Source organism: Weissella viridescens (assembly GCF_001437355.1).
GTDB lineage: Bacteria > Bacillota > Bacilli > Lactobacillales > Lactobacillaceae > Weissella > Weissella viridescens.
Genome location: NZ_JQBM01000003.1, coordinates 133,076 through 150,845, shown reverse-complemented (window position 1 = coordinate 150,845; position 17,770 = coordinate 133,076). Strand labels below are relative to the sequence as shown.

The window sequence follows — 17,770 nt, the reverse complement described above, 5'->3', positions numbered from 1 at the left end:
GTTTTTGGCTACATATCAACGGTTTATTGTTTTATTCTTCATATTCGAATTGGAAATCAAGAATTTGAACGGTATCCCCATTCTTGGCTCCGGCATCGTGCAAGGCCGCATCAACACCCATCTTACGCATCACACGTGCAAAACGCATGAGTGATTCGGTAAAGGCCGTGTTTGTTCGACGCATGATGTCTTCGATTTCATCACCATACACAATCCACAAATCATCTTCAGCATGATCAATCTGGAAGGCAGGTTGATCATCTTTAAATTCATACATGGTTGTTTCAGATTCAGGTTCCATCCCCTTAGCAATGAATTGTGGTGTCACATCCAAAAGATCTGCTGTACGACGCATCAATGGTTGCACACCTTCACGATTCAAAGATGAGATTGGCATAATTTCAACATCATCCGGTACAGATGGATCATCTGCAAGCTTTTGCTTGAATTCAGCTAAGGTCTCTTCAGCGTCAGGCATATCCATTTTTGTTGGCACGATAATTTGTGGACGTTCCAACAAAGCTGGATCATAAGTCTCAAGCTCACTGTTAATAGCTTTATAAGCTTCATATGGATCATTTTCAGGATCAATCCCTGACATATCAATCATATGCAAGATAACCCGTGTCCGTTCAACGTGACGCAAGAACTGAACTCCCAGCCCAACACCATCTGACGCACCTTCAATCAGACCAGGTAAGTCGGCCATAACAAAGTCGCGCCCATCATCTAGTTGTACCATGCCTAAGTTAGGAACAAGCGTTGTAAAGTGATAAGCCGCCACTTTAGGCTTGGCTGCCGTTACAACTGAGAGTAATGTTGATTTCCCAACAGAGGGGAATCCCACTAATCCAACATCAGCTAGAACCCGCAACTCCAGTTGGAGTGAGAATTCTTGACCAGGCTCACCATTTTCGGCAATTTCTGGTGCAGGATTTTTTGAAGTCGCAAAATGGATATTACCACGACCACCACGACCACCTTCTGCAACAACTAATTCTTGGCCTGGTTCAGTTAAGTCAGCCACAATTTGTCCAGTTTCAGTATTCGTCACTGTGGTTCCTTCTGGAACTTTAATTACTAAATCTTCAGCTGACCGCCCTGTCATACCTTTAGTCGCACCATTTTGACCAGGTGTTGCCTTAAAGTGCGTCTTATAACGGAAATCCATCAAGGTACGTAACCCTGAATCTACTTTCAAAATGACTGATCCCCCGTGACCACCGTCACCACCAAAAGGACCACCCATATCCACATACTTTTCATGTCGGAAAGAGACGACTCCATCGCCACCCTTTCCAGCTTTTACATTAATTTTTACTTGGTCGACAAACGCCATCGTTCATGACCTCACTTTCTTATTTTACAAACTGCAATAAACCGTAATCTTCAGTATAAATTAAAACGTTCGCGATTGCTAGTCACTTCCCCTTTAATCTTGTCGGGCTTGCAAGGAAATTTTAATATTTTGAATGACCTTATCGGAGATACCCATTTCTTTTAGTTCGTCATCAGGGGCATTCGCTATTTTTTTTAGGGACCCAAAATGTGAGAGTAACTTTTGTCGTGTTTTCGGTCCAACCCCATTAATTTCATCTAACTTCGATGCTAAAGAGTTTTTCGACCGCAATTGTCGATGAAACGTAATCGCAAACCGGTGAACCTCATCCTGAATCCGTTGGAGTAAGAAGAATCCCTGAGATTTTGGATCTAAATGCACGTGTGGTGCGCCATCTTCTTTTAGTAAATCGGCTGTTTTATGTTGATTATTCTTCACCATGGCCGCTACTGGAATTTCCAACCCTAACTCATCCTCGATGACTTCTTTGGCTGCATTCAATTGAATTTCGCCACCATCCATCAAAATTAGATCAGGCAATGCTTCATGTTCTTTTAAGAGACGAGAATATCGGCGACGAATGACTTCCATGGTCTCGGCACGTTCATCAGCATGCGCGACAGTTTTGGTTTTATACTTACGATAAAGTTTCTTATTGGGGACACCATCTTCAAATACAACCATGGCTGAAACCATCTCTTCTCCACTCAAATGTGAATGGTCAAAAGCTTCAATCCGATGAATTTCAGGGATATTTAACGCGTCTGCAATTTCTTGCATGGCTCCATTGGTCTTTTGCTCATTCATTTCCATCAGGCGGAATTTTTCTTCAAGCTCAATTTTGGCGTTTTTCTCTGCCAAATCCATCAAGGCTTTTTTCTCGCCGCGCTGAGGTGTTTTAACTGAAACACCCAATACATCTGCAATGGCGTCACGGTTAACCTCTTTGGGAACTAAAATTTCTTTAGGTAAAATGGCATTTTTACGATTATAAAATTGCAAGATGAAACTTGTCAGCTCTTCGCCAGCATCATCAACAATCGCAAACACACGTTTCTCACGTTTCATCAACCGAGACTGACGAATAAAGAAAACTTGTACCGATAGCCAACCCTTATCCATATAAAAGTTAATTAAATCACGCGGGGTCCCATCATTTGAAATGATTTTTTGCTTTTCAACTGTTGTCTTGATAAATTTCAACTGGTCCCGTAAATCAGCTGCCCGTTCAAATTCAAGTTGCTCAGAGGCCTCATTCATACGTGTCTCAAGTTGTTTTGTCACGTTTTTTGTATCGCCATTGAGAAATGATTGAATATGCTTAATCTGATCAGCATACTCTGATTCGGGAACTTCTCTGAAACACGCACCTAAGCATTGGCCCATATTGGCATACAAACACGGGCGACCTTGGTAACCATTACAACGACGTAATGGATATACTTTCTGCAAAAAGTGCACAGTTTCTTCAGCAGCATAGACATTTGGGTATGGTCCAAAATAGTGTGCTCCATCTTTTTTAACGTCACTTACCAACATAATTTGTGGGTCACGTTCATTCGTGATTTTAATATAAGGATAGCCAGTCCCCTGCTTTAACCGAATATTATAGTATGGCTGATACTTTTGAATCAATGTCACCTCTAGTAACAGCGATTCTTTTTCTGAACTCGTGACAATATAATCAAAATCTGCGATATTGCGCACAAGTTCAGCCGTCTTGCCTGTGTGTTCACTTTTAAAATAAGATCGCACACGATTTTTTAAATTCTTTGCCTTTCCAACGTAAATAATTTTACCGTTGATATCTTTCATTTGGTAAGAACCAGGTAAATCTGGTAACAAGGCTAATTTTTGTTCAATATGTTCAGAAGCCATAATGACCTCCTTCCGCTCAAAATGATTATATCTATTATACACCTTTTTATACGGTTTAAGGAGTGAAATTCGGTTTAACTAAACTTTCCATCCATTCATTTTTGCGACTAAAAGTGCTACACTTATGGCAACACGATTTATCAGAAGGGAGCTCAATCAATATGGGACTACTCACACGCCGCAAGGATGAACTTGGCAAAAAAATGGATGCAACATTCCAAATTCCTGATTTAGATGATGATAATAACGCCAAAGATTTCTTGAATAAGAAAAATAAAACAGACCAAAAAAAGTAAAACTTACAAAAAAACGCCTGACTGCGATTTCACAGTCAGGCGTTTTTTACCATTTTAATGTGCCTTAAACAGCCCTTTTAAACTCAATAAGGCGGCCTTCGTGATATTACCTTCTCGATAAGTCAATACATTGCGCTTATACACACGTAATCCGTACTTCGACAAGAAGTATAGCGTCATCACTTCTAAGGTTAGTGCAATACTAGCTTGTGTCATCGTTGCATACTGTAATCCCAGCCGAGCAGGCATTAATGTTTGTGACACAAATGGCACATACGACAAAATGTTCAAAAAAGCGTTATGTGGTTGTCCATTTAAAACAAAGGTCAGAATGTAGCCAATTAATGAGATGTATGTCACAGGTGCAACTGCCTGTTGCACCTGACTTAGGTCGTTGACCATAGCGGCAATGATTGCTGTTAAAACCATATATAAGAATATTGAAACAATCACAATCAGCATAGTCATCAAAGCAAACGACCAATCAATGCCCTGCAGCATATCCAACACGCCCTTAAGTTGCGAGATTTTAGGCAGCCAGAAACTAGCTATGATACCTAAAATCAGATAAATGGCGCCATGTAAGAGCGCTAGCAAGCCAATCCCACCGATTTTCCCAAAGAATTGCACGCCTGGTGAAGTGGCCGCTAACAAGATTTCCATAATGCGCGATGATTTTTCGTTCGCTATTTCTTGAGCAATCATCCCTACATATGAGGTTAGGAACATGAAAATCAGAATGCCAAGGGCAACCGCGACGCCATAATTAGCAGCATTACTATTTGCGCCGTCTTTATTAACCCCTTTTTGACTTTGAATGTGCGTGCTCATTTTAGGTGGTGTCATCAATTGTTGCAACGTATCATCACTAACCTGCAAAGCCTTAGCCCGATTAATCGTATTGTACTGGGTTAGGGCACTCTGAAGTGCTTTTTGATCAATCGATTGGCCGTTCGCTCTTTTGGTCAACGTAAATTGTTGCTCATGCTCGACCAGAACAGCATCAATTTTTTCATCAGCGAGTGCTTTATTAGCTGTACTTGTCTTGGCATATCCTTTGATGTCAGCATCTAATTGTTGTTTATCTAAATAATGGACCAAGGGTTGATTCTGTACCACACCAATCTTTGGTGCTGTATTATTTTGCGTGGCCTGCACAACAAAATTAATCCCTGCAATTGCTGCTAAAATTAAGATTGGAGTCAGCACTAGCATCCAATAGCCGACGGTTTTTAACCGATTGACAAATGTCTGACGAATAACAATCCATAACTGTTTTTTCTGCATTATTTCACCTCTCCTGCCGCGACTTCACGTCTAAAAATGGCATCTAAAGTTGGTGGTTCTTGCGCAAAAGCAGGAATGTACCCCGCTTGAGTCGCCAGTTTAAACACTGTTTTTCCAGACTCAGGATCTGATAAGTGTAACAAACGGCCATCACCTTGCGGCTCAATTGCGTCAACGCCATCAATTTGGGCCAGTGTATCAGATGAAATGGGCGCTTCAAGGTATAATTCTGTCCGGCCAAAACTCTCACGGATTTCTGTAGGCGCTCCTTGTAACACGGTTTCACCATGGCGCAGCATGGTTAATTGATCGGACAACTTTTCAACCCCCGCCATGTCGTGCGAACTGAAAATAATCATCGCCCCTTGTTGCTTTAAGTTCAAAATTTCCTGCATCATCAATTCTGTATTAACTGGATCTAACCCGGAAAATGGCTCGTCTAAAATTAAAAATGTTGGATTGAAAATGACTGTTGCAATCAACTGAATTTTTTGTGCATTCCCTTTTGATAAACTTTGGACTTTATCTTCCGGTTTGCCGACCACGTTCAAACGTTTCATCCAATCACGCAAAGCTAGACGTGCATCCCCACGTTTCATACCATGGAGTTCAGCAAAATAAAGGACTTGGTCTTCAATACTCATCTTCTGATATAGGCCACGTTCTTCAGGTAAAAAGCCTAATTTTTGACGCTTTTCAGCGGTCATTGACGTCCCATCCCAACGCACTGAACCACTGGTTGGATCAATAAAGTCAAGAATCATCCGAAAAGTTGTTGTTTTACCAGCGCCATTTTGACCAATCAAACCCATTACCTCGCCAGGTTTAATCTGCATATTTAAATGACTGACTGCCGTCTTATCACCAAATTGTTTTGTTAGATCATTTATTTCTATCAATGTGCCTATCTCGATTCATTTAAGTTACTCAAATTATAGCAAAACGGACGTGATGAATAAATCATCAACGTCCGTTTTTTTAACTTTGCACTTGTCGTTTTAATCCTGGTAACATCTCAGCAGTGAAATTGATTTCACGTGGTTTAGAACCATTTTGCGGTCCAATAAGACCTCGATCAGACATGTCATCAATAATCCGACCAGCTCGGTTATAACCTATCTTGAAATGACGTTGAATTGATGACGTCGAAGCACCACCTGCGCGAAGGACGAACTCCAAGACTTCATCCCAAAGTTCATCAAGCTCGTCAGCGCCACCATTCTGACCAGATTCAAGCGATTGTACTTCTGCATCAGAAACCGTCATGCTTTCATCATACTGGGCCTCACCTTGATCTTTAATAAAGTCAGTCAGATTCTCGACATCCTCATCCGAGATAAAGGCACCTTGTACACGTTGTGGACCACTTGCTCCAATTGGTGCAAATAGCATATCACCACGTCCAAGTAGCTTTTCGGCCCCGTTTTGGTCCAGAATTGTTCTTGAGTCGACACCAGAAGAAACCGCAAAAGCCATTCGTGAAGGTACGTTGGCTTTAATTAGCCCCGTAATGATATCAACTGAAGGCCGTTGCGTTGCCACAATCATATGAATACCTGCGGCACGACCCAATTGTGCAATCCGCACAATTGCATTTTCCACATCACCAGAGACTGATGAAGTCATCATCAAATCAGCCAGCTCATCAATCACAACCACAAGATATGGCATGGTTTGTAACACAGTTGAAGGGTCCTTCGCATTTTGTTTTTCAACATAGCGATTATAACCATCCATGTTACGTACACCTGCATCTGCAAGGAGCTTAAAGCGTCGATCCATCTCTGCCACAACCTTTTTCAACCCAATTGAAGCCTTTTTTGGATCTGAAACGACTGGCGTAATCAGATGTGGAATATCATTATAAACTGATAGTTCAACCTTCTTGGGGTCAACTAGCATTAAACGCACTTGGCTAGGATTGGCCTGCAATAGAATTGAGGCCAGAATTCCGTTAATGGCCACGGACTTCCCAGATCCTGTCGATCCTGCAATCAACAAATGCGGCATCTTGGTCAAATCCATTTTGACAACGCCACTAGTCACACCACGGCCAATGGGCACAGTCAAAGGATGTTTTGTGTTAATCCCAGACTCTTCAACCATATCCTTAAAACCAACCGTCGCTTGTTGGTCGTTAGCAACTTCAATTCCAACCACATTTTTGCCTGGAATTGGTGCCTCAATACGCAGCGATTTAGCTGATAATGATAAGGCCAAATCATCAGCTAGATTCTGGATTTTAGACACTTTCACACCAACTGCCGGTTTAATTTCATATTGCGTCACTGTTGGTCCAAGGACAACTTTTTCAACAGTGGCATTAATATGGAAGCTCTTCAGCGTCTCATGTAAAATACGCGCTTTTTCATTCAGTGCATCACGCTCAGCCGATTGATCAGTTGATCCAATTTCTGTTAGTAACTCTGGTGATGGCAATTGGTAATGAGCGTCGTCAATAACAGTTCCCAATCCACTCGCATCAACATCTTCAGTTGGTACAGACTTCGTTGAGGGTTCAACGTGACCAACGTTACTTTGATGTGGTTTTGTTTTTGGACTCGTCTGGCTATCGTTATGACCCACCACATCAGCATGCGTCAATGGCATATCTAATTCATCATCGCTGACATCTTCACCATAAGTCACAGGTTCAACCGTTGCATCTGGGCTTTGAATCACTTCATTCGCGTCAAAATCAGTTGGGCCAAATGGCGAATCTTGTGGGGCGTCACTTTCTGGCGGAATCGGCGGCACATCGAAACTCCCAGACTCATTAAATGCCGGCGTATCAAATGCTGTATCGGGTAATGAATCTGCGATAACATCCTGTGTTTTTGCCTCAGGTGCAACAATTTCTGGCATTTTAAATTCCGTACTCGTTGCCTCGACATTTCCAACTTCATTTAATGACTGATCGTCTAACTGCCCCATTGTAGCATCCGGCAATTTTGCTTCCTGATCCTGCTTCCCTGCCCCAAATGGATCATCATTAAAGACATCGGTCATCGCATGTTTCTGGCGTGTCTTAAAATCTGACACCTTTTCAGTCACTGTCTCATGAACCGTATTAGCTTTCACCTGTACATAATCCCCAGTTCCTTCGGCTAAATTGAAGAAATTATCAAAAACTTCTCGAATAGGGACGTTGAATGTCACAATCACACCACTTAAAATCAATAAGATTGCCACAAGCCATGCGCCAAAATTTCCTAGCAAGAGATGACTGACTTGGTATAAGCCCGCGCCAATCATTCCACCACCCACGGGTGTTGAAACGGCTGCATTCACCACATCTTGACGAATATACTCACTAATGTGACCCATAAAATCAGTATGAATGTTCATTTTTGTAAATAAAAGAATTGATCCAGATAGGCAAAGGCCTAAATAAAACAAGGTAAAGCCCACATACTGATTCTTTTTTATTTTCTTTGGCCACTGGTTATATGCAATTACCACTAAGAGTGGTACAAGTAAGATAACTAAGAAAAGTTGATAACTACCACCGATGCACCAGCGCATGACATTCGCAAAAAACTTGCCCAATAGGCCTACCTTAAAAATGGCCAACACCGATAATAGACTCAGACCGAGCGCTGTCAACTGTGGCCAATGTACTGCTAGCCAACTCGTCTGCTTCTTCTTAGCTGGCCGCTTTTTTTGACCAGACTTTGCAGCCGGCTTCCGTGGTGTCTTTGGCTTGGATGTTTGCTTTGGCCGATTTTGCTTTGTTTCAGCCATAATGCCTCCTTTCAGTTACTTTAATTTGTCATAATCATAATCGAATGTTAGATCAAGGCCATTAAATTGTTGCTGGCGTAGCGCTTCATAAATAACAATCGCTGCAGTGTTGGCTAGATTTAGTGATCGAATATGTTCATCATTTTGTGGAATTCGTAAGGCTTGATCCGCATGCTTACGCATAAATGGTTCAGGCAACCCTGTCGTTTCTTTTCCAAACATAAAATAATAGTCGTGATCTGGATCTGTATAATCAGCTTGATGATACGCACGTGGTGCAAACTTAGAAATCAAAAATAATTCATCAGATGCTTGTAAGGTTTCCATAAAGGCAGGTAGATTTGGATGAATTTCTAAATCTACCGTATCCCAATAGTCCAAACCTGCTCGCTTCACATGCTTGTCGTCCAAATCAAAGCCAAGTGGCTCAATTAAATGTAATTTTGTATTTGTTCCCGTTGCAGTTCGGGCGATGTTCCCAGTATTAGCGGGCATCAATGGTTCAAATAAAACAATATGATTCGTACTCATAAAACTCCCCTGCGTGTCAGCCATAACGGCTTTTATTTCTACTTAAACAAAAATTATAGCACGAACTAATTAAAGTTCGTGCTATAACGCTAAATCTTATTAAAGACTTTACTCTAATCGCTCGTATGACCTAGATTAGCTTCAGCTGTTTGCTTAGTTGATATGCCGTCATCATCGTCAAACAATCCCGAGACATGGCGCCACCAACTATATAGTTTCGTCACAAGGACCTTCAATACTGCATAACCTGGAATACCTAAGATGACCCCTGGCAATCCAAACAAATTTCCAGCTGAAAGCAACACAACCAAAACCGTTACTGGATAAATTTCCAATGAATCCCCTAACAGCTTAGGTGAAATCACATGTCCTTCCAAGATTTGTTCAATCACGAAGACAAGAACCGCCTGCGCAAATAGCATTGGTGAAACTGATAAAGCCACTCCCAACGCTGGTAACATCGCCAAAAACGATCCAATGTACGGGATTAAATTAAAGATTCCGGCTAGCAATGCTAAAAATAGCCCGTAGGGCAAGCCGATAATTGTAAATCCAATCCCAAACATAATCATAACCGCAAAGGCAACTGAAAGTTGCCCACGAATATAATTTGAAATTTGCGCATTAATATCTTGCAACGTCTCTTGGAACGAACTTTGCGCCCGCTTAGGAAAGAAGCTGGTTAAGTATTTAGGCAAATGATGACCATCTTTAAGCATGTAGAACAAAATAACTGGGAAAGTAACCAGACTCACGCCAACTTTAGTAATTGAGCCGACTAGACTTGAAACGCTACTAAATCCCTTTTTTGCATAATCACTTGAGGAATTTTTAAACCAATCCGTTAGGTCATCATTGAATTCACTAACAATTGCATTCAATTGCGGATATTTATTTCCTTTGAGAATTTCATCGGAAACTTTGGTGAAACTATGCCAATAGTTTGGCACATTCTCGACAAAGCTCCGTACTTGCCCTCCCAACCACGGAATGAAGACTGCTAAGCCCCAAACCAATAAGCCAATTAGCGCAATGAAAATCAGTGAGATAATCCAAGTTCTTTTAACCTGGGTCTTTTTTTCTAGTAAATCAACGAGCGGGTTTAAAAAGTAATAGAAAACACCAGCAATGATAATAGGTGTTCCCACTGCTGCAAAAATGACTTTAAGTGGCTCGAATATAAAACTTACTTTTGAAACCATAAAAATGATAATTAACAAAAGTAAAACCACTAACAACGTCGTGACTGTTTTATTATTTAAAAACCACCGATAAAACCATGAATTTTTTTGATTTGGGTTTGCGTCCATTAAATGCTACTCCTCAACCTGTTATTTAACAAAGACAACTCGTACGGGCTCAGGTACTTGAATATCTTTTTCTTGAAGTGTCAATTGCCCAGTTACTATATCTCGTTGATATACAGTGGCATTGTCTGTGTTTTGATTGGTCGCAATTAGGTAACGTTCATTTGGTGACAAAGCGAAGTCACGTGGGAAATCACCCTCAGTTGAAATTAGTTGAACGCGACGATCAATGGCACCATTGGCCTTAACTTCGAATACAGCAATTGAATTGTGTCCACGATTACTTGTGTAGATAAAACGGTTATCTGCAGAAACGTAGATAGCGGCAGCACCATTGTGTGCCTCCCAATCGTCAGGCTTAGTTGAAAGCGTTTGAGCCAACTCAAAAGTACCTGATGTTGCATCGTAGTTTAACTCAGAAAGTTGCGATGAGAGTTCTCCTAAAAGATAGGCTTTTTGACCATCTTGACTAAAGCGAATATGACGAGGACCAAAACCAGCTTCAGTTTCGAATACTGCCACTTCAGTTAACTTACCTGCTTCGGAAACATCAAATGTATAGACCTTATCTGATCCCAAATCAACTGCAACCAAACGATTGTCTGGTGTCAAATTAGCAAAGTGCATGTGAGGACCATCTTGCTCAGGACGTGGACCTGAGCCAACAGCTTGAAAAGCGTCAGTTTGCGTCAACTTACCATCAGCAGCAATTGCATAAACTTCTACAGTCCCCTTATGGTAGTTAGCTGTATAAAGGAGTTGACGGTTCTCATCAACGGCAACATAGGCTGGTGATGCACCATCAGCCAACACTTCTTGCTTTAAAGTTGTTTTTGCGTTTTCAGAATCATAATCATAAACGGCAACGCCACCTTGACCATCTTGCTTATCCACGGCGTAAAGCACGTCGGCATCACTTACATTTAAATAAGTTGGTGATCCAATTTCGGCGATTGCTTCAACATTTGACATTTCACCTGTCTGTTCATCAAAGTCAGCTTGATAAATCCCCTTTGAAACACGCTTTGTATACGTACCAAATAACATTTTCTCTGTCATTATGCCGTCCTCATTTCTTGAAATTTGTTTTTAAATATTTCTCTTACAGCTGATATTATAGCATATTTTCAACAATTGAACTTAATTGTAGAAAGCGATTGCAAAAAAAAGCACCCAACCTGTGGGTGCTTTTACATTAAACTTGTTTTTCTTCACGACGTGACACGATAATTGAGGCCACAATGGCAATTGCTAATGAGCCAACAATAACTGCAAGTGACAAAACGTTTGAAATATGGAATGAAGATCCCATCATTTTGCTTACTTCGTTCACAATCATTTTAACCCCGATAAACGCTAGAATGCCAGCTAAGGCGTACTTGATATAGCGGAACATTGGGAGAATACTTGCGAGCGCAAAATACAGTGAACGTAGCCCCATAATTGCAAAGATGTTTGAAGTGACAACAATAAATGTATCTTGTGTAACGGCCAACACCGCTGGAATTGAATCAACGGCAAACAGCAAATCTGATGCTTCAATAAACAACAAGGCCAACAGGAACTGCGTTGCATATACCTTACCATTATCTTTGACTAAGAAATGCGGTTCAACGACATCTTCCTTGATGGGTAAGAACTTACGGAACAGTTTAATCATACCACTGTCATTCAAGTCCTGATCGTCATCCTTTTCAAAGAACATCTTGATCCCAGTGTAAACCAAGAAAGCCCCGAAAATGTACATCAACCATTCGAAGCGATGCAATAAGGCTGCACCACCAAAAATGAAGATAACACGCATTACCAGTGCACCAAACACACCCCAGAACAAAATTCGGTGTTGATACTTTGGTGCAATCTTGAAATAGCTAAACACTAAGATAAAGATAAATAAATTATCAATACTCAATGATTTTTCCAAAAGGTAGGCAGTGATAAAGTCAACTGCTGGTGCCTTTCCACCGAAATACCAGACACCGCCAGCAAAGACGAAAGCTAGTCCAATCCAAAAGGCACTCCATAGGAGTGAAGACTTAACTGATGGTTCTTCATCCGTCTTATGAAAAACCCCCAAATCAAGGGCTAACATAATCATGACGAAAACAAAAAAACCAATCCAATAACCAATACTTACTTCCAATTTATAACTCATCTTTCTTTTAAGGACACAAGGAATCTCCACAATTATTCCTAACAAATTTCATTATACATAGATTTCGATTTAATTAAGTTAAACTTACTTATCAAGACTTTACAGTTGTGTAACAAAAAAGCAGTCTCCAGGTTAGTCCCGGCACTGCTTTTAAGTTTAAATATTTACTTACTCTTCACATCTAACTCCATGAAGTTAGCAACGCGCTTGGCTTGTTGAGAAACAGCCTGAAGTGTTGCCAAACGATTTTGCTTAACTGCGTCATCGTCAACCATCACCATTGTTTCATCAAAGTAGGCATCAATTTGTGGTGCCAATCCCAACAACGCAGCAAGCACAGCATCAGTTCCAGAAATGTCAGCAACTGGATGTACCGCTTCGTACAAGTTGGCTTCCGCATCATTTTCAAATAAGGCTGGGTCAACTGAAGCATCTGTTGGATTCTTCGTTGTGAGGCGCATAATTCGCGTCAAACCTTCAACACCATCGCGGAAGTTCGCATCATCAGTATGTGCAATCAGCGCATCTGCTGAATCAAACATTTGCGTTGTGCTGGTAAAGTCATTCTTCGTGACCGCATTAATCACATCACGACGCACACCACGATCTTGTAGCTCCTTGACCACACGATCAGTCAAGAAATCAATGACAGAGCTAACGCTTCCTGTTAAGCTCGAGGCCACTTCATCAGGTAGTCCTAATGTATCTTGTCGTTCAACCATTTGTGCGACAAAGCGGTTTAGAATTGCATCAATATCCAAATTCCAATCGTTGTCAGCCAAGATGGCCACAATTCCTGAAGCCGCACGACGTAAGGCATACGGATCATTTGAACCAGATGGAATCATTTCACCAGCAAAGAATGACAAAATCGTATCAAGCTTGTCAGCCAAAGCTAATACCTTACCTAAATCACTTTCAGGCAAAGCCCCACCGGCGCTGATTGGCATATAGTGTTCACGAATTGCTTGGGCAACTTCTGGTGTTTCACCAAAGATTAAGGCATACTTCTCACCCATAATCCCTTGCAATTCATCAAACTCCCCGACCATTCCCGTCATCAAGTCAAATTTGTAAATGGCACCTGCACGTTCAAGCAAAGCTTGTTGTCCATCATCAAAATTTAAATCATTCGCAATCAAACGCGCAATCACTGTTGCACGAAGCGTGTGATCATAAACAGATCCCAACTTAGCGTGGAATGATACTCGGGTCAACTTTTCATTATAGTAATCAATATCATGCTTTTGATCTTCTTGATAGAAGAACAAGGCATCTTCAAGACGGGCGACTAACACCTTTTCATTTCCAGCAATCACATTATCCATATGATCTGCATTTCCGTTTCGAACTGAAATGAAGTGTGGCAATAAATCACCATTCGCATCTGTCACGTGGAAGAAACGTTGGTGCTCCTTCATTGAAGTAATCAATACCTCATCCGGTAATGACAAATACTTTTCATCAAAGTCACCTGAAAAGGCAGTTGGATACTCAACTAAATTATTAACTTCCTCGAGAAGGTCTGCGTCTGCAACAACTTGCCAATCATTTTCTGCACCAATTTGGGCAATTTGGTCTTGAATGGCCGCCTTGCGGGCTTGGGCATCGGCTTGCACGTAAACACTAGCCAAGGTTTCAACGTAATCCGTTGCAGTCATAATATCGGCATCATGACCTAGGAAGCGGTGTCCACGTGTTGAACGTCCCGCAGCCACATCCAAAATGTTGAATGGCACGATTGTATCATCCAATAATGAAACAACCCAACGAATTGGACGAACATACTCAAAACTGTGACGTCCCCAGCTCATGGTTGTTGGAAAGGTCATCGCTTCAACGACAGCTTTAACTCCCGTTAGGACTTCGGCGGCTGGCTTACCAGCATCAAATTTTGTCACGTAAATATATTCATTACCCTTAAATTCCTTAAAAGTAATATCATCCGTTGTCAAACCTTGACCACGAACAAAGCCTTGGGCTGCCTTTGTATAATTACCATCAGCATCTAGGGCCGCCTTCTTAGCGGGTCCTTTGACTTCCTCTTGAAAATCGTCAGCCTTTTCTGCAACATCTTCAACCAACACTGCCAAACGACGTGGCGTTGAGAATGGCTTAATGGCACCATGTTGAAGGCGTTCCTCAGTTAAGAAATTTTCCATACGTTCAACGAGTTGATTAATTGCTGGTGTGACCAAATGTGCTGGTACTTCTTCTAAACCAATTTCTAATAAGTAGTTAGCCATGTTAGTTTTCCTCCTCGTCTGCTGGTAAGTACTTTGCTCTAAGAGCTTCATCCTTTAGCAAAGGGAAACCAAGCTTCTTGCGCTCGTCAATAAATTCTTGGGCCACTTGGTGCGCCATCTTACGAATGCGACTTAGATACTTCGCCCGTTCTGTTACTGATACGACACCACGTGCGTCTAACAAATTAAACGTATGTGATGACTTCAAAATATAGTCATACGCTGGATGAACCAAGTTATCAGCCAAGGCGCGCTTAGCTTCAGTTTCGTAATCATTAAAGTGGCGCAAAAGCATTTCTGAATCAGACGTATCAAATGAGTAGGTTGAATGTTCAAATTCTGGTTCCTTGAAAATGTCTCCATACAGTACGCCATTTCCCCATTCCAAATCATATACAGTTGGCACGTCTTGGATGTATGACGCTAAACGTTCCAGGCCATATGTGATTTCAGAAGTGACTGCATCAACGGGAATTCCACCAACTTGTTGGAAATATGTAAATTGCGTAACTTCCATTCCATCAAGCCAGATTTCCCAACCGATACCAGCCGCTCCCATTGATGGGTTTTCCCAGTTATCTTCAACGAAACGAATATCATGCTCGAGTGGATTAATACCTAAGGCTTCCAATGAAGCAAGATATAGCTCTTGAATATTGTCTGGTGATGGCTTCATAACCACTTGAAATTGGTGGTGTTGATACAGACGATTTGGATTATCCCCATAACGACCATCAGCTGGACGACGTGATGGTTCGACATAGGCTGCATGCCATGGCTCTGGGCCATTCGCACGTAAAAATGTATAAGGGCTCATGGTTCCAGCCCCTTTTTCTGTATCATACGCCTCCATTAACATAGCGCCTTGGTCCGCCCAAAACTTTTGTAACGTTAAAATAATGTCTTGCACACTTAACTTTTCGGTCATTGTATTACCCTTTCTGTTTTAAATGCATAAAAAAAGCCTACACCAACTGTACTCAAACAATTGATGTAGGGACGATTAGATCGCGGTTCCACCCTACTTCCAAGAAAATCTTGGCAGCTTCATTTAATTTGTTCTTGGCTCAGACAGCGCCCCTTATAAACGATATGATTGCCCTTCCATCAACGGCAACTTGCTATACATGTGTTTATAAATATTCTGTCTTCATCGCTATACCATCTATTTTACTCGTCCATATTTTAAAGTCAATCAGTCGGCGCATTTTTTTGACCGCGTTGTGCTAAGCGTTGGTCCCATTGATGTAAATCTTGAATAAATGTTTTGGCACGTAACTGAACTCCCACCTGCTCCTGATAGATACGGTCCAGCACCCGAGCCATCTCTTCTTTAGTTACATCATTCAATGTCAATGAATGCAATTGCGTCAAATCCACACGTGCCAGTTGTTGTAACACATAAACCGCCTTAGGATTTACATGCATCCGATGTTCATCTCGTTCCCAATGTTTTTGACATAAAACGCCTTGTAGGTGTTCTGAAAAATCCATCGGTCCCTCAGCATTGCCACAAATGACACAACTTTGCCATTGGATTTGAATCCCAAAATCAGGTAATAAGTGTAACTCAAAATAATTCGCTAAAGCTTGAGCATCAAATCCGGCAACCATCTTTGCCTCAGCTAATTTAGCTTCATCAAACCAATGCGCAATCGGCTGATTATCAACATAAGCTGCATCAATAAGGCCAAGTATATAGAGCATGTATGCATTTTTCTCGACATCCTCAATAAAAACACGTGGGAGCTTACTTTGTTTCACATCATTGATGAAACTTAAACCAGTGCGATTAATCGTTCCTTCATAGGTTGCCATCGTTAAAGGTTGCATATCAGCCGCATATTGATAGCGTTTTGATTTCCCATGTCGAATATAAAACATGCGTTTACCATATTCACGGGTTAGAATCTTAACCATTAAATCCTTTTCTTTGTGGGCCCGCTGGTACATGACAATGCCCTGAAAGATATCCGCCATTTTAGCCCTCCTTTTTAAATAAAAAAAGAAATCGCCGTCAGTGACGAAACGATTTCAGATTGGGTGATGCAACGTTGTTTAAACGTCGGCATCCTCCTTATATCCATATGATTGCAAGGCTTGTGGCTTATCGCGCCAGCGATCTTCAACCTTGACCCAAAGTTCTAGATAAACTTTGCTACCAAGCAAACGTTCAATATCTTTACGGGCACGGGTTCCGATTTCTTTAATCATACTCCCACCCTTACCAATAATGATATTCTTTTGACTTGGACGCTCAACAACAATCGTTGCTTGTACATGTAACTTTTCATTTGCTTCACGAGCAATACTATCAATCACGACAGCCACAGAGTGTGGCACTTCTTGACGCGTTAATTGTAGGACCTTTTCACGAATCAACTCAGCCATAATAAAGCGTTCTGGATGATCAGTGATTTGATCTTCAGGATAGTATTGAGGACCCGCTTCCATTTGGTCCATTGTTGTATCAATCAATGCTTGCACATTGTCACCGGTCCGTGCTGAAATTGGGAAAATTTCAGCAAAATCCATCTGCGCTTGATAATCAGCAATCATCGGCAAAACTTCTTGCGGCTGAACCAGATCCACTTTATTAATGACCAAGTAGACTGGTGTTTCAACATCCTTTAAACGATTAATGATGTAATCATCACCGCCACCACGTGGCTCATCGGCATTAACGACAAACCAAATCATATCCGCTTCATGTAAAGCTGAATTAGCCGTTTTCATCATGAAATCTCCCAAACCATTTTGTGGTTTATGGATTCCAGGTGTGTCAATAAACACAATTTGACCCTCATCCGTGGTATAAATTCCTTGAATTTTATTACGGGTTGTTTGGGCCTTTGGTGACATGATGGCAATTTTTTCACCAATCATCTGGTTTAGCAATGTTGACTTACCCACATTTGGGCGCCCAACAATAGCAACAAACCCGGACTTAAAAGCTTCTGACATTCGTATATTTCCTCATATATTCT

14 protein-coding genes are annotated in these 17,770 nt (G+C 41.3%); 1 reads left to right on the top strand and 13 read right to left on the bottom strand.

All coding sequences use genetic code 11. From position 1 onward, the window contains the following. Nucleotides 1-31: 31 nt before the first annotated feature. Both obgE and uvrC read right to left on the bottom strand, forming a co-directional pair. Nucleotides 32-1,339, bottom strand: a complete 1,308-nt coding sequence (obgE, locus tag IV50_RS05705; RefSeq protein WP_057746366.1) for a GTPase ObgE — start codon at nucleotides 1,337-1,339, stop codon at nucleotides 32-34. A gap of 93 nt (nucleotides 1,340-1,432) precedes the next feature. Next, a complete protein-coding gene (gene uvrC, locus IV50_RS05700; RefSeq protein ID WP_057746363.1) occupies nucleotides 1,433-3,217 on the bottom strand; it encodes an excinuclease ABC subunit UvrC in 1,785 nt (594 codons plus the stop codon). 161 nt (nucleotides 3,218-3,378) lie between these two features. Between uvrC and IV50_RS08025 the strand changes: the two genes are divergently transcribed. Further along, entirely contained in the window at nucleotides 3,379-3,513 is a 135-nt protein-coding gene (locus IV50_RS08025; protein ID WP_258311513.1) for a hypothetical protein, read from the top strand. A 54-nt stretch (nucleotides 3,514-3,567) separates the two neighbouring features. On the opposite strand, the gene IV50_RS05695 is transcribed toward IV50_RS08025, so the two are convergent. The 11 genes from IV50_RS05695 to era form a co-directional block, all read right to left on the bottom strand. After that, a complete protein-coding gene (locus tag IV50_RS05695) occupies nucleotides 3,568-4,800 on the bottom strand; it encodes an ABC transporter permease (protein ID WP_057746360.1) in 1,233 nt (410 codons plus the stop codon). Then, entirely contained in the window at nucleotides 4,800-5,699 is a 900-nt protein-coding gene (locus IV50_RS05690) for an ABC transporter ATP-binding protein (RefSeq protein ID WP_057746358.1), read from the bottom strand. Before IV50_RS05690 ends, IV50_RS05695 begins: the two co-directional genes overlap by 1 nt. A 79-nt stretch (nucleotides 5,700-5,778) precedes the next feature. Continuing rightward, nucleotides 5,779-8,544 carry an FtsK/SpoIIIE family DNA translocase gene (locus IV50_RS05685; protein ID WP_057746355.1) on the bottom strand — a complete coding sequence of 922 codons (2,766 nt, stop codon included), beginning with the start codon at nucleotides 8,542-8,544 and terminating at the stop codon, nucleotides 5,779-5,781. 15 nt (nucleotides 8,545-8,559) lie between these two features. Next, nucleotides 8,560-9,075 carry a tRNA (cytidine(34)-2'-O)-methyltransferase gene (locus IV50_RS05680; protein ID WP_057746352.1) on the bottom strand — a complete coding sequence of 172 codons (516 nt, stop codon included), beginning with the start codon at nucleotides 9,073-9,075 and terminating at the stop codon, nucleotides 8,560-8,562. A 113-nt stretch (nucleotides 9,076-9,188) separates the two neighbouring features. Beyond that, entirely contained in the window at nucleotides 9,189-10,385 is a 1,197-nt protein-coding gene (locus tag IV50_RS05675) for an AI-2E family transporter (protein WP_057746349.1), read from the bottom strand. A 21-nt stretch (nucleotides 10,386-10,406) separates the two neighbouring features. Next, complete coding sequence (locus IV50_RS05670) at nucleotides 10,407-11,441, bottom strand: lactonase family protein (RefSeq protein WP_057746346.1); 1,035 nt, start codon at nucleotides 11,439-11,441, stop codon at nucleotides 10,407-10,409. A gap of 136 nt (nucleotides 11,442-11,577) precedes the next feature. Continuing rightward, a complete protein-coding gene (locus IV50_RS05665; protein WP_057746573.1) occupies nucleotides 11,578-12,525 on the bottom strand; it encodes a TerC family protein in 948 nt (315 codons plus the stop codon). Nucleotides 12,526-12,701: 176 nt separating this feature from the next. After that, on the bottom strand, nucleotides 12,702-14,783 hold the full coding sequence (gene glyS / locus IV50_RS05660; RefSeq protein ID WP_057746343.1) for a glycine--tRNA ligase subunit beta: 2,082 nt from the start codon (nucleotides 14,781-14,783) through the stop codon (nucleotides 12,702-12,704). A 1-nt stretch (nucleotide 14,784) separates the two neighbouring features. Continuing rightward, on the bottom strand, nucleotides 14,785-15,711 hold the full coding sequence (glyQ, locus tag IV50_RS05655; RefSeq protein WP_057746340.1) for a glycine--tRNA ligase subunit alpha: 927 nt from the start codon (nucleotides 15,709-15,711) through the stop codon (nucleotides 14,785-14,787). Between the two features lie 263 nt (nucleotides 15,712-15,974). After that, a complete protein-coding gene (gene recO / locus IV50_RS05650) occupies nucleotides 15,975-16,763 on the bottom strand; it encodes a DNA repair protein RecO (protein ID WP_057746337.1) in 789 nt (262 codons plus the stop codon). Nucleotides 16,764-16,841: 78 nt separating this feature from the next. After that, nucleotides 16,842-17,747, bottom strand: a complete 906-nt coding sequence (era, locus tag IV50_RS05645) for a GTPase Era (protein WP_057746334.1) — start codon at nucleotides 17,745-17,747, stop codon at nucleotides 16,842-16,844. Between the last annotated feature and the right edge of the window lie 23 nt (nucleotides 17,748-17,770).

Bases quoted from the DNA above. Each gene is read 5' to 3' on its own strand.
- IV50_RS05670 (WP_057746346.1), bottom strand. From the start codon at position 11,441: ATGACAGAGAAAATGTTATTTGGTACGTATACAAAGCGTGTTTCAAAG.
- glyS (WP_057746343.1), bottom strand. From the start codon at position 14,783: ATGGCTAACTACTTATTAGAAATTGGTTTAGAAGAAGTACCAGCACAT.
- IV50_RS05685 (WP_057746355.1), bottom strand. From the start codon at position 8,544: ATGGCTGAAACAAAGCAAAATCGGCCAAAGCAAACATCCAAGCCAAAG.
- glyQ (WP_057746340.1), bottom strand. From the start codon at position 15,711: ATGACCGAAAAGTTAAGTGTGCAAGACATTATTTTAACGTTACAAAAG.
- IV50_RS05675 (WP_057746349.1), bottom strand. From the start codon at position 10,385: ATGGACGCAAACCCAAATCAAAAAAATTCATGGTTTTATCGGTGGTTT.
- IV50_RS05695 (WP_057746360.1), bottom strand. From the start codon at position 4,800: ATGCAGAAAAAACAGTTATGGATTGTTATTCGTCAGACATTTGTCAAT.
- IV50_RS05680 (WP_057746352.1), bottom strand. From the start codon at position 9,075: ATGAGTACGAATCATATTGTTTTATTTGAACCATTGATGCCCGCTAAT.
- uvrC (WP_057746363.1), bottom strand. From the start codon at position 3,217: ATGGCTTCTGAACATATTGAACAAAAATTAGCCTTGTTACCAGATTTA.
- obgE (WP_057746366.1), bottom strand. From the start codon at position 1,339: ATGGCGTTTGTCGACCAAGTAAAAATTAATGTAAAAGCTGGAAAGGGT.
- recO (WP_057746337.1), bottom strand. From the start codon at position 16,763: ATGGCGGATATCTTTCAGGGCATTGTCATGTACCAGCGGGCCCACAAA.
- IV50_RS08025 (WP_258311513.1), top strand. From the start codon at position 3,379: ATGGGACTACTCACACGCCGCAAGGATGAACTTGGCAAAAAAATGGAT.
- era (WP_057746334.1), bottom strand. From the start codon at position 17,747: ATGTCAGAAGCTTTTAAGTCCGGGTTTGTTGCTATTGTTGGGCGCCCA.